Origin of the sequence: uncultured Psychrobacter sp. (assembly GCF_947488565.1) — a bacterium.
Classification (GTDB): Bacteria; Pseudomonadota; Gammaproteobacteria; order Pseudomonadales; family Moraxellaceae; genus Psychrobacter; species Psychrobacter saeujeotis.
Window position 1 is genome coordinate 63,385 of record NZ_CANKZC010000005.1, and the last position, 12,385, is coordinate 75,769.

Genomic DNA, 12,385 nt, shown 5'->3' on the forward strand with positions numbered 1-12,385 from the left:
TCGTAAAGATCGAATCAATAATCGCTCGGCCACGCCACATGAACTGCTTTATTGGCCATATCGACTTCAATTACAGTTTGAGCATGCCACGGTATCAAGCGCTCTTCGTTATCTAGGCTGTCTGAATGTGCTGCTACCCGCATAATGTCATGCGCGCCAGTTTCAAACATCTCAGTAATATCACCAAGATACTCATCTTGCTCATTCAAAACTCTAAGTCCAACCAGTTCAGACCAGTAAAACTCATCCTCTTCAGGTTCAGGCAATGAGTCTTTTGCAACCCAGATAGCAACACCATTCATAGTTTCAGCAATATTACGATCAGGAACTTGCTCAAATTGAGCCACAAGCCCTGTACCCTGCTGACGCCATTTACTTACTGTCAATGGCTTAACACCAGTGGCAGTTTTTATCCACCACGGCTGCATACCAAAGATATCCGAACGATCATCTGTATCGCTAAACACCCATAGCCAGCCTTTGATGCCATAAGGTTTCTTAAGCTGACCAATTTTCATAAGCGTACTAGCGTCTGGTACAGATGACATAACGTCTAACCTAACAATAAATAAAACAGAGAGTGCTAATAAAAAAGCAATTAAATAATAAAAACAGTTAACCGCGTATACTGATCAAATCAGCTACGCTATCTATTTTAAACATACTAAATAGTCTAAAAACTGACTATAAGTACTCAACGCCAAACATTTAAGCAGTTGCTTCAGTGCTTGTTGTCGCTGATTTATTGTAAGCTTTTGCTAATGAAGCAACGCGATCTGAAGGCTGTGCACCTTTTGCGATCCACGCATTATACGCTTCCATGTTTAAGCGTACTGCTTCTTCAGACTCTTTGGCAAGTGGGTTAAAAAAGCCAATGTTTTCAATGTAGCGACCGTCACGCGCGCGGCGTTGATCAGCAACAACTACTTGATAAAATGGGCGTTTCTTGGCACCGCCCCGTGCTAAACGAATAACAACCATGTGAATTCTCTCTTTCGCAGGTATACCAAAAGGGCATAATTATATCACAGTCTTGATTTGTTGAAAACATAAACTGTGTTTATTTAATGACTATTATAACAATGGTTTAAAAGCAATCAAGGGCCACAAATATCATCACCTATTTATTGATCAAAGTCTAATATTCAACGATAACTTTTAGCCAGCTCATAGCGCCTACTGCAGTATTGCACTATACTTTATTGCAATACTGTAAGAGCGTTAAATCCCTATGATTATCCCAACTCCTCGTCGCACTGCTTGGCTGCCACGTTCGTACTCTAGTACTTGGCTTACAACCTTAATGGTAGCCTTTATTGTTATAATCAGCGTCGGTCTGTCTATTTGGTTTTTTTGGCGCAGTTTGTATTTGCCAGAGCTTAAAAACCATGCGCGTTATTTAACCAGCGAGCTGCGTTTGATGAATAGTGCGAGAATAGACTGGCAGGACAATCCAAAGATGCAACAATGGCTGTATCGCAACTCACACGTGGTAGTCGTTGATAATCCTAGTGACTTTCCTCAAGTTGAAAACAAAATTTTTGTAGGAGTATTCACTGACGTTTTACAACGTGAAATTGGAGCACAATTAGGACGACCAGTTGAAGTATATTTTAAATTTAAGCCCACGCCTCAGCTATGGGTACAAGACAGCCGCGACCAAAGCTTTTGGATTCGTGAGCCCGTTGTCTATTATTCACAATATAGCCCAACATTATTGGCGTTATTCTTGTTAGGTTTGCCAATTTTGACTTTGTTAACGATTATCTTATTAGCACGTCAGCTAAACCGCCCGCTTCGTTACTTACAACGTGCTGCAACCAATTACATTCGTCTCGGTCATGCGACTACTTTGCCAACGCGTACAGGACCTACCGAGATACGCCAGGTCAATACGGCGTTTAATCGTCTCTTTACAACGCTTAGTCAAGCGCAAAAAGAACGCACGATCATGCTGGCTGGTATCTCACATGATCTACGCACACCGCTAACACGCATGCGTTTAACCGCTGAGATGTTGCCTGATGACTTTTTCCGTGAGGGATTGATTTATGATATTGAAGACATGGATGCAATTTTAGAGCAGTTTATCTCTTTTATGAAAGATGGATCTGATGAGCCTGTACGTCTTACCAATTTAGACACGATATTTAATGAGATTATTGTACAGTTTGCGCCTATGCCGTTTATTTATCAATCAGAGCTTCAAAAGGCTGTACCAATACGTCCCTTGTCCATAAAGCGCTTAGTTATAAACCTTGTGAACAATGCAAATCGTTACGGTAAGCCGCCGATTTATTTGTCTGCCAGTATCGTACCGACCTTTATTGAAACGGTTGTTACAGAAGATACTGACATTGTGACCGAAAGCGAGGTAAATCAAGAAGCTCAAGAGCAATTGATGATATGTGTACGTGACTGCGGTGAAGGAGTCGCGGAGGATCAGTTGGAGCGAATCATGCAACCATTTGAGCGTGGCGAGACGGCACGTACCACGCAAGGAAGTGGACTTGGCTTGGCTATCGTCAATCGTATCGCAGGTCTGCATCACGGTACTGTAGAAGCTATCAATCATCCTGAGGGTGGACTACAGGTTTGTGTACGCCTACCTCTAATATCTAAGGTTACTGATGAAACGGTCATTGAGGACAACTTGACTACACCAGATAATGCAATAGATGGCGGGGGCTAAGAAAAGAACAAATATGAGACAATTCATCGAAAAACCATCATAAAGAGATGGTTTGAAAGGCGAGCTATTCTTTAGTCCCAATTAACGGTGGTACATGTTTGGCACTATTCGTAAACGTTATTGGCTGCGTAAGCTCCGCTTGTGCAACCTGTAAACTCGCAGTCGGAGTAGGTTGCTGTATAAACAAGTAGTAGCCAAGCATTAAAGCATTTAGTAATACTAAACCGCCAAATAAATAAGGCATCTTATCTCTCCTATACAGCCTCAAACTCAAAAAAACGGTAAACTTAATATTATCGTGGATAAAACTACAATTTACCAAAATGTGACCTACTACTCTTATAGTAGGTCACATAGTCGATTCTATCAACAATTCTAAATAATTTTAGTTGCTAAAGCCTTATCATACGAATCAATTAATGGTTAATGATATCTTTGGTTTACTCCCCACTAATGTCACGATCACTTTTTTCTTGGGTTAATTCGTCAGCAGCAAGCACTTGTGTTAACGGTTTAATGGGCCAAGTCATGACAAATCTGGCCCCGCCAAGACTGTTACTTTCATCTACCTTCATACTGCCATTAAACCAAAACGCGATACGCGAAACAATAGATAGCCCAAGCCCATACCCTCCTGAAGCTCTGGTACGACTATCATCTAGACGAGAAAATGGAATAAACACCTTTTCACGATCTTCCTCCGGTATACCGTGTCCATCATCTTCAACACTCACAAAAGCATTGCCTTTTTTGACACCAGCACTGATAACTATGGTTGTTTCTGCATAGCGCAGCGCATTGCCAGCAAGGTTTTGAATAACGCGGTGAAGATAGCGACGATCTGCTATTGCAGTGACTTTTACATTCGGAAGTTGTCCGACGACCTTGATAGATTTTCCCAATGCATTGGTCTCGCGTACCACCTGCTCAACCAGCTCTCTAAGGTTTACTGGTTCTAAGTCTAGCTTAGGAGAGCCTTCTTCAAGCTTTGCATAGGTCAAAATCTCATCAATTAATCCATTTAGTGCTTCGATATCTTCGTCGATATAATCACGCTGCATAAAGCGCGAGTCCTCGTCATCGGTATCAGCCAGCATATCGACCGCAAAGCGAATACGGGCAACAGGCGTACGCAGCTCATGCGAGACCGCGCGCGTCAGCTCGCGCTGTGATTCAATCAGACGTTTAATATGCTCTGTCATTGCATTAAATGTGGCGGATAAACGCGCGATCTCATCTTGTCCAATGACTTGTACTTGAATATCTAAGTTGCCTTGACTAACTTCATTAACCCCTACTTGAATCAGCTGTAATTTACGTTCAAGTGGAAAAATTAGCGCATAAACACCTAAGCTAATTAAGAACATACTTATCAGTACCATACTGATAATTAAATTTAATGGAAACCAGTTAAATAAGGAAACAGGACCCATTACAACAGCCATATCATTGATTTCAGAAGGCACAATTATTCTGATAGCAGAGTTGCCGCGGCTGGTGCTACTATCTTGAAACAATATAACGACTTCATCGCGACGTAAACGCGCCATCTGATCAGTGTCTAAGCCTAAAGCATTTACGCCCTTAAGCTCTAGCGGAAAAGAGAATTTCTCTTCTAACTCTTGTAGACGCGTACGCTTAGCAGACAACGTCGTATAGTAAGACAAATCATCTAACAAAAATACGGCCATTGCTCGTACTTGCTGCTCTGTGACTTGTGATATTCTAACAGTTAATACGCTTTTGGCATCTGACAAACGATGATACACATCAGCATAAGTAGGCTGACTGTTATAGCGCACGACAGTATTTCCATTATCAAAACGACGCAGCTCACTTGAGCTAAAGTCGATGTCGGTAACAGGTACAATACGAAAGGTTGAACCAAACAAACTACTGGCATCTGACAACCAATAGTCGCGCTGGGTGTCGCTTATTTGCCGGCCCACACCTTCACTAACTAAATAAAAGGCGCCTGTAGCCATATCTTCACGATAAGTTTGTACACGTTCCTTATTAATGGTATCCATTAATAATTGGGCAAATAAGGCCACGCATAGACAGACTATTAATAGACCGGCATAAATTCGAACAAAAATACTGTGTTTTAAAGAAGAAACTAATGACATACGTGCCGTGACCAAACTGTTGAGTAATAATCGCTAGTATCGTTTTGACTAAAACCTTTCCATCGCAAACGATATCAAGCACTGTTAGATAAAGATGAAAGATTGAAGACCGTATTTTATCATTACATGTAAACAACCTAACCATAATACAATGACTGACTTAAAACCATATCTATATAATGTGTATTGAGCTGGCGTCCATAATTACTGCTCAATAATTACCGCTCAATTAAACCACATAACACCTGTCTTAAGTTCAAAAACTTAAACTTTAGCCACAAAAAAACCAGCAAGGAGCTGGTTTCTCGTGAAGAAAATGATAATTACTCACTATGACTGTCATTAAGACAAGATCAATTACCCTCTTTAACGAATAAATAACCTTTACTACGTACTGTTTTAATACGTTTAGGGTTCTCTGGATCATCACCAATCTTAGGACGAATACGTGAGATACGCACATCAATAGAACGATCCTGACCGTCATATTCAATGCCGCGTAGGCGCTCAAAAATGTCTTCGCGCGATAAGATACGACCAGCGTTAGAAGCAAGTAGCCATAGTAGGTCATATTCAGCGCTGGTAAAGTCGACTAACTCGTCGCTCAATGTCACAGATCGACCGCCATTGTCGATGACCAGCTCACCAAATTCTAGGCGTTGTGGCACATCTTCTGATGGCGCATTTTCAGAACGACGTAGTAACGCACGAATACGTGCCAACAATACACGTGGTTGAGCAGGCTTGGCGACATAATCGTCAGCGCCCATCTCAAGACCCAATACTTGATCCATATCTTCTGTACGCGCCGTCAGCATCAAAATTGGATTTTGATAATGGGGACGCACTTCACGACAAACAGTCAAACCATCACTACCAGGAAGCATAACATCAAGTACTACTAAATCTGGTTGTTCATTAACGATACGGCGAATGGCGCGATTGCCATCAGTCTCGATCGCTACTTCTAAGCCATTTTTAACCAGATAATCTTGAGTTAACATAGCTAAACGTTCATCATCTTCAACAATCAAAATTCGGAGTGTGTTGTCTTCTTCAGTCGTTGTCATTGGTGTGTCCTATAATGTATAAAAATTAATAGCAGGTAATTAGTAGCACAATAAAATGGAACAATTGATGTTCTTATGAATGATGCAATTGTGGTAACACAGTATACTATCAAATAGTCAGCTTCCTATACTATAGCTTATTGTCGTTAACAAAACCTATAAAGAACATATCCTATAAGTTTAGTTAACGTCCAGTAATTTTAACTATTTAGTTATTTGCTTAATGAAGAGTAGCATTAATCGACTAGCAGTTAAACATGATAAAAAAAGCGTCTCTATTGTAGGCTAACACCATTCTTTACAATATCACCAAAAGAGCTTATTTTTATGGTCGATACTGCTATTATTAACCTAACGGAAAATATGAAATACCTACTTATGCCAACCAAATATACTGATTGGGTAGAAATATTTTATTAAATCCTTAATCCTATTTATAAACATTCTGTACACCATAAAAAAAACAGCCCATTATGGACTGTTTTTTTACTATTTTATTGTCAAATACTGAATAAAAACTACTATTCAATATTGTAGACAGCAAATTAAGCGCGGTTTTTGTATTTACGAATCGTTTGCAGCTGGGCTACTGATTCTGCTAATGAAGCCAAGGCCGCATTAGTTTGTACGGTATCAGACTGGTTGACCAGCATTTGTTCCGCTTTTTTACGTGCTTCAACGATTTTACTTTCGTCAAGGTTATGTGCACGCATGGCAGTGTCTGCTAATACAGTAACCATCTTTGGCTGTACTTCTAACACGCCGCCTGATACGTAAATCACTTCTTCTTCACCATTTGGTGTTTGCACTCGCATCGCACCTGGTTTTAGCAAAGTAATAAGCGGTGTGTGACCTGGCAATACACCAATCTCGCCTTCGGTACCCGTAGCTATTAACATGCTGATTTCGCCCGAATACAACTCTTCACGAGCACTTACGACGCGACATTGTAACGTTGCCATATTTAACTCCTTACGATCAAAACACAATCAAAACTGCGATGCGTTATCTACTTGCGAGTGGACTGGTATCGGCCTACCCGCAGTTTAGCAAATGCTAATACAACTTACGCTGCAGTAGATTTCATTTTTTCCGCTTTAGCGACTACTTCATCAATACCGCCAGCCATGTAAAACGCTTGCTCTGGTAGATCATCGTATTCGCCAGCGATAATTGCTTTAAAGCTAGCAATAGTATCGCGCAGTGGTACATATTTACCAGGCGCACCAGTGAATACTTCTGCTACGTGGAATGGCTGTGACAAGAAACGCTGGATCTTACGAGCGCGATAAACAACCAATTTATCTTCTTCTGACAGCTCATCCATACCTAGAATAGCGATAATGTCTTTTAGCTCTTTATAGCGCTGTAGGACTTCCTGAACACCACGAGCAACATTATAGTGCTCTTCACCGATGACTTGTGGATCTAGCTGACGTGACGTTGAATCTAATGGATCAACCGCCGGATAGATACCTTGTGAAGCGATATCACGACTTAGTACAACTGTTGCATCCAAGTGAGCAAACGTCGTTGCTGGTGATGGATCCGTCAAGTCATCCGCAGGTACGTATACCGCTTGTACTGATGTGATAGAGCCTGATTGAGTTGAAGTAATACGTTCTTGTAGCATACCCATCTCTTCAGCAAGTGTTGGCTGATAACCAACCGCTGATGGCATACGACCAAGTAGTGCTGATACTTCAGTACCTGCTAGTGTATAACGATAAATGTTATCAACAAACAGAAGGACGTCACGACCTTTGCCAGTGGCAGGATCTTTGGTATCACGGAAGTACTCAGCCATCGTCAAACCAGACAATGCAACACGTAGACGGTTACCTGGTGGCTCATTCATCTGACCATATACCATCGCAACTTTAGATTTACTAAAGTCTTCAGTGTTGACAACGCCCGCTTCTTGCATTTCGTGATAAAAATCATTACCTTCACGCGTACGCTCACCAACACCAGCAAATACTGATAGGCCTTCATGCTTAAGAGCGATGTTGTTGATCAGCTCCATCATGTTGACGGTTTTACCAACCCCAGCACCACCAAATAGACCAACTTTACCACCTTTAGCAAACGGGCAAAGCAAATCGATGACTTTGATACCAGTCTCTAGCAGCTCAGTACTGTTTGACTGATCCGCATAGCTTGGTGCATCACGGTGAATCGACCATTTTTCGTCAGCGACAACTGGACCTTCTTCATCGATAGGACGACCAAGGACATCCATAATACGGCCTAGCGTACCTGTACCAACTGGTACAGAAATAGCCGCGCCAGTGTTGGTCACTGGTAGGTTGCGCTTTAGACCTTCAGTTGAACCCATTGCAATAGTCCGTACGATACCATCACCTAGCTGTTGCTGTACTTCTAGGGTGGTTTCGGTACCATCTACTTGCAAGGCATCAAAAATCTGAGGAACTTCGTTACGGTCAAACTCAACGTCAAGAACCGCGCCAATAATCTGTACAATACGACCGCTACTCATTGCGTTCTCCTTGAACTTCTGTATATAGTAGGTTTTATAAAGGGTTTCAATTATGAAACAGCAGCAGCACCGCCAACGATCTCCGAAATTTCTCGGGTAATCGCTGCTTGACGCAGCTTGTTATAAACCAACTGTAAATCGTTAATAAGGTCACCAGCATTATCTGTTGCCGCTTTCATCGCAACCATACGTGAAGATTGCTCAGAAGCGATGTTTTCCATTACCGCTTGATAAACAATCGACTCAATATAGCGACCAAGCAACTCATCAATCAATGTCTTGATATCAGGCTCGTAGATATAGTCCCAGCTAAGCTCTGTCTGTATGCCACTTTCTTCATCATCAAACGAGTGCTCTGGCAGAGGAACCAATTGATTAACGGTTGGCTTTTGAGTCATGGCATTAACGAACTGGTTATATACCACATAAATACGGTCAATATTGCCGTTACTATAATCTTCAAGCATGGCTTGAACGGGTGCGTTTATTTGCTCAAACGTTGGTTTATCGCCATAGTCAGTCACCGCCGACGTCACTTTACCACCAAAGTTTTTGAAAAAACTCACACCCTTAGCGCCAATAACTGCAAACTCAGTTTGCACAGACTGGTCTTGATAATCTTGAATACTTTTGGATAAAGCTTTGAATAGGTTAATATTCAAACCACCCGCCAAACCACGATCAGAGGTAATAACGATATAGCCAACCTTGTTGACCGGACGCGATACCATATATGGGTGTTTGTAGTCTGATGAAGCATGCACCAAATGTGAAATAACCCGGCGCATACTATCAGCATACGGGCGACCCACTTCCATGCGCTCTTGAGCACGGCGCATCTTACTTGCCGCTACCATTTGCATAGCGCGAGTAATTTTTTGGGTGCTTTTAATACTGGTGACTTTGGCACGTATCTCTTTTAAGCTTGCCATAATGATTCCAATATAAGAGGGTTAAAAAGCATTTGCGCATGCAACATATGATCAAGATATAGTATCACTCTATCAGAATAATCATTATCTGTTTTGCATAACGCGACTAATACCGTCGATGGTTAAAATAGTGGCGCAAGTGTCTGTTTAAACGACGCGCCACCTTTAACGACTAAATTATAACCAATCCGGCCTAACCCATTAAATTAATAACTGTGATTTTGTTTAAAAGTCTGTACTGCTGCCTTTAAACGACCTGCGATATCATCATTGTAATTCGCAGTATCATCAATCTCGCGCATCAATTCACTTTGCTCATCATGCATGTAGCGTAAGTAAGCTTCTTCGAAAGCACCAATCTTTTCTACTGGCACATCGGCTAAGAACCCTTCGTTTGAAGCATAGATAACCGCTGCTTGCTCAGAAACAGACATTGGTTGATACTGTTTTTGCTTCATAAGTTCAGTGACACGCTCACCATGATCAAGCTGTTCACGAGTGGCATCATCAAGGTCAGAGGCGAACTGAGCAAACGCAGCCAATTCACGATACTGTGCTAGCGCGGTACGAATACCACCAGAGAGCTTTTTGATGATTTTTGTCTGTGCAGAACCACCAACACGAGAAACTGAGATACCAGCGTTAACAGCAGGACGAATACCTGAGTTAAATAGGCTTGACTCTAAGAATATCTGACCGTCAGTGATCGAGATCACGTTAGTCGGTACGAATGCTGATACGTCACCTGCTTGGGTTTCGATAATAGGTAGTGCAGTTAAAGAACCCGTTTTACCTTTTACTTCACCATTGGTAAAGTTTTCTACATAGTCCGCGTTGACGCGCGATGCACGCTCAAGTAAACGTGAGTGTAAATAGAATACGTCACCAGGATACGCTTCACGACCTGGCGGACGACGTAACAATAGTGAAATCTGACGATACGCTACCGCTTGTTTTGACAAGTCATCAAATACGATTAGAGCATCTTCACCGCGATCACGGAAGTATTCACCCATTGTACAACCTGAGTAAGGTGCAATGTACTGTAGAGCCGCTGGCTCTGACGCTGAAGCGACAACAACGGTGGTGTATTCTAAGGCACCAGTCTGCTCAAGCTTACGTACGACGTTTGCAATGGTAGAGCGTTTTTGACCAACAGCGACATAGACACACTTAATGCCAGATGATTTCTGGGCGATGATCGCATCGATAGCCATTGCGGTTTTACCCGTCTGACGGTCACCAATGATAAGCTCACGCTGACCACGACCAATCGGGATCATGGTATCAACAGCTTTATAACCCGTCATAACTGGTTGATCAACTGATTGACGATCAATAACACCTGGAGCAATCTTTTCAACTTTGTCCGTCATTTTGGCATCGATAGGACCTTTGCCATCAATAGGATTACCCAAAGCATCTACAACACGGCCTAGCATCTCAGGACCTACTGGTACTTCTAGAATACGACCAGTACAATAGGCTTTTTGACCTTCTTGCAGCTGTAGGTAATCACCAAGTACTACCGCGCCGACAGAATCACGCTCTAAGTTAAGCGCCATTCCATAGATTTCGCCTTCAAACTCAATCATTTCGCCGTACATGGCATCTTCAAGACCATGAATCTGCACGATACCGTCAGATACTTTGACAATCGTGCCTTCATTCTTTGCAGTTGCACCCGCATCAAGGTCTTGAATACGCTGCTTAATCAGGTTACTGATTTCCGCTGGATTCAATTGTTGCATTGCCTTGTTTCCTTTAATTTATGATAACCCGCCCACTGACTTAAATGCTCTTATGTTCACGCAGATCTTATAAGATCTGCGCCACTGAATGGCATTAGGCAGTTAGCTGTGTTTTTAACTGTTGTAACTTGCCGCGCATTGAATCATCGATAATTTTGTCACCGACTTTGATCGTAGCACCTGCCAATAAACTTGGATCAACTGACTCGTGAATTACTACGCTAGCATTTAGCGATGCAGCAAGACGCGTCTGAATCATGTCACGCTGAGCATCAGTCAATGGATAGGCAGAAGTCACATATGCGTCCAGCTGTTTTAAGCTTATGGCCTTATGACGGCGATAATGCTCATAAACTTCAGGAAGCAGTGCCAGACGTTCTTGTTGTGCCAACTGCTTAATGAAATTATCAAGGGCTGGTGACACTTTAGAATAGCTAATACTATTACCAGAGTGAGAGCCTTTACTCTCGCCTAGTAGCTGTTTAAAAGCAGAGTCGCTATCACCAGCTACTTGTGAGTCATAAAGATCAGTCAGCGCAGCTGACTTATGCTCAGCAGAAACAGCTGGATTTTCCAGCCAAGTACTGAACGACTTGTCATTGACAACGTGACTGGCAATAAACAAGAAGTTTTCCCACTCATTTACTACCCCATTTTCGTTGGCATAGTCAAACGCGGCTTTAGCGTACGGTCGTGCTAAGGTTGATAAGTCAGCCATGATATCCTCACAATTACAGCTTCGCCGCCAGTTGATCTAGCATACTGGCATGTTTTTGCTCATCGACTTTGTCTTGCAAAATCTTTTCTGCACCAAGTACAGCCAGTTCAGCTACTTGAGCACGTAATGATTCACGCGCTTGGTTAATTTCTTGCTCGATAGACGCTTGCGCTTGTTGACGAATACGCTCGCCTTCTGCTTGCGCTTGCGTTTTTGCATCTTCGACAAGCTGGTTGGCACTCTTATTAGCTTGCTCGATTAAAGCAGCAGCTTTATTCTTTGCAAGATCAAGTTCCTGCTGGACATCTTGCTCCGCGGTTGCCAAATCTGCTTTTGCTTTTTCTGCGGCGTTTAGGCCTTCAGCAATTTTACGCTGACGCTCGTTAATGGCCCCAATAAGTGGTGGCCACACGAATTTCATGCAAAAAATCACAAATATTGCAAAAGCAATGGCTTGACCGACGAGGGTAAAATTGATATTCACGTGATCACCTCTTTGTTAATGAAAAATCAGTTTCATTGATCATGTTTGGCAGTCAGATCTTGACTATATTTGATAGAAAATCTCTAAATACCAAACATTTACAACTGAG

12 protein-coding genes are annotated in these 12,385 nt (G+C 42.2%); 1 reads left to right on the forward strand and 11 read right to left on the reverse strand.

Annotated features, from left to right (window positions below):
• Positions 1-14 precede the first annotated feature (14 nt).
• Together rimM and rpsP are read right to left on the reverse strand one after the other, a co-directional pair.
• Positions 15-548 carry a ribosome maturation factor RimM gene (gene rimM, locus Q0890_RS11480; RefSeq protein WP_299221046.1) on the reverse strand — a complete coding sequence of 178 codons (534 nt, stop codon included), beginning with the start codon at positions 546-548 and terminating at the stop codon, positions 15-17.
• 160 nt (positions 549-708) lie between these two features.
• Positions 709-981: a 30S ribosomal protein S16 gene (gene rpsP, locus Q0890_RS11485; RefSeq protein ID WP_299221048.1), complete on the reverse strand. Its 273-nt coding sequence runs from the start codon at positions 979-981 to the stop codon at positions 709-711.
• Between the two features lie 250 nt (positions 982-1,231).
• Between rpsP and Q0890_RS11490 the strand changes: the two genes are divergently transcribed.
• The gene (locus Q0890_RS11490) at positions 1,232-2,692 is read left to right on the forward strand and encodes an ATP-binding protein (RefSeq protein ID WP_299221049.1); all 1,461 of its coding nucleotides are present in this window, start codon (positions 1,232-1,234) and stop codon (positions 2,690-2,692) included.
• A 64-nt stretch (positions 2,693-2,756) separates the two neighbouring features.
• On the opposite strand, the gene Q0890_RS11495 is transcribed toward Q0890_RS11490, so the two are convergent.
• From Q0890_RS11495 to Q0890_RS11535, 9 genes are all read right to left on the reverse strand, one after another.
• Entirely contained in the window at positions 2,757-2,936 is a 180-nt protein-coding gene (locus tag Q0890_RS11495; RefSeq protein ID WP_299221050.1) for a hypothetical protein, read from the reverse strand.
• A gap of 196 nt (positions 2,937-3,132) precedes the next feature.
• Positions 3,133-4,821 carry an ATP-binding protein gene (locus Q0890_RS11500; RefSeq protein ID WP_299221052.1) on the reverse strand — a complete coding sequence of 563 codons (1,689 nt, stop codon included), beginning with the start codon at positions 4,819-4,821 and terminating at the stop codon, positions 3,133-3,135.
• Positions 4,822-5,174: 353 nt separating this feature from the next.
• Complete coding sequence (locus Q0890_RS11505) at positions 5,175-5,891, reverse strand: response regulator (RefSeq protein WP_075103509.1); 717 nt, start codon at positions 5,889-5,891, stop codon at positions 5,175-5,177.
• Positions 5,892-6,436: 545 nt separating this feature from the next.
• The gene (locus Q0890_RS11510) at positions 6,437-6,853 is read right to left on the reverse strand and encodes a F0F1 ATP synthase subunit epsilon (protein ID WP_021812807.1); all 417 of its coding nucleotides are present in this window, start codon (positions 6,851-6,853) and stop codon (positions 6,437-6,439) included.
• A gap of 104 nt (positions 6,854-6,957) precedes the next feature.
• On the reverse strand, positions 6,958-8,391 hold the full coding sequence (gene atpD / locus Q0890_RS11515; protein WP_299221054.1) for a F0F1 ATP synthase subunit beta: 1,434 nt from the start codon (positions 8,389-8,391) through the stop codon (positions 6,958-6,960).
• A 50-nt stretch (positions 8,392-8,441) separates the two neighbouring features.
• Positions 8,442-9,323 (reverse strand): F0F1 ATP synthase subunit gamma, encoded by an 882-nt coding sequence (gene atpG, locus Q0890_RS11520; RefSeq protein WP_299221056.1) that lies wholly within the window; start codon positions 9,321-9,323, stop codon positions 8,442-8,444.
• A 206-nt stretch (positions 9,324-9,529) separates the two neighbouring features.
• Positions 9,530-11,074 carry a F0F1 ATP synthase subunit alpha gene (gene atpA / locus Q0890_RS11525; RefSeq protein WP_299221058.1) on the reverse strand — a complete coding sequence of 515 codons (1,545 nt, stop codon included), beginning with the start codon at positions 11,072-11,074 and terminating at the stop codon, positions 9,530-9,532.
• 94 nt (positions 11,075-11,168) lie between these two features.
• On the reverse strand, positions 11,169-11,792 hold the full coding sequence (locus Q0890_RS11530; protein WP_299221060.1) for a F0F1 ATP synthase subunit delta: 624 nt from the start codon (positions 11,790-11,792) through the stop codon (positions 11,169-11,171).
• 13 nt (positions 11,793-11,805) lie between these two features.
• Complete coding sequence (locus tag Q0890_RS11535) at positions 11,806-12,276, reverse strand: F0F1 ATP synthase subunit B (RefSeq protein ID WP_299221061.1); 471 nt, start codon at positions 12,274-12,276, stop codon at positions 11,806-11,808.
• Positions 12,277-12,385 lie beyond the last annotated feature (109 nt).

Excerpts from the sequence above, each read along its gene's own strand:
- rimM (WP_299221046.1), bottom strand. The coding sequence starts at position 548 with ATGTCATCTGTACCAGACGCTAGTACGCTTATGAAAATTGGTCAGCTT.
- rpsP (WP_299221048.1), bottom strand. The coding sequence starts at position 981 with ATGGTTGTTATTCGTTTAGCACGGGGCGGTGCCAAGAAACGCCCATTT.
- Q0890_RS11490 (WP_299221049.1), top strand. The coding sequence starts at position 1,232 with ATGATTATCCCAACTCCTCGTCGCACTGCTTGGCTGCCACGTTCGTAC.
- Q0890_RS11495 (WP_299221050.1), bottom strand. The coding sequence starts at position 2,936 with ATGCCTTATTTATTTGGCGGTTTAGTATTACTAAATGCTTTAATGCTT.
- Q0890_RS11500 (WP_299221052.1), bottom strand. The coding sequence starts at position 4,821 with ATGTCATTAGTTTCTTCTTTAAAACACAGTATTTTTGTTCGAATTTAT.
- Q0890_RS11505 (WP_075103509.1), bottom strand. The coding sequence starts at position 5,891 with ATGACAACGACTGAAGAAGACAACACACTCCGAATTTTGATTGTTGAA.
- Q0890_RS11510 (WP_021812807.1), bottom strand. The coding sequence starts at position 6,853 with ATGGCAACGTTACAATGTCGCGTCGTAAGTGCTCGTGAAGAGTTGTAT.
- atpD (WP_299221054.1), bottom strand. The coding sequence starts at position 8,391 with ATGAGTAGCGGTCGTATTGTACAGATTATTGGCGCGGTTCTTGACGTT.
- atpG (WP_299221056.1), bottom strand. The coding sequence starts at position 9,323 with ATGGCAAGCTTAAAAGAGATACGTGCCAAAGTCACCAGTATTAAAAGC.
- atpA (WP_299221058.1), bottom strand. The coding sequence starts at position 11,074 with ATGCAACAATTGAATCCAGCGGAAATCAGTAACCTGATTAAGCAGCGT.
- Q0890_RS11530 (WP_299221060.1), bottom strand. The coding sequence starts at position 11,792 with ATGGCTGACTTATCAACCTTAGCACGACCGTACGCTAAAGCCGCGTTT.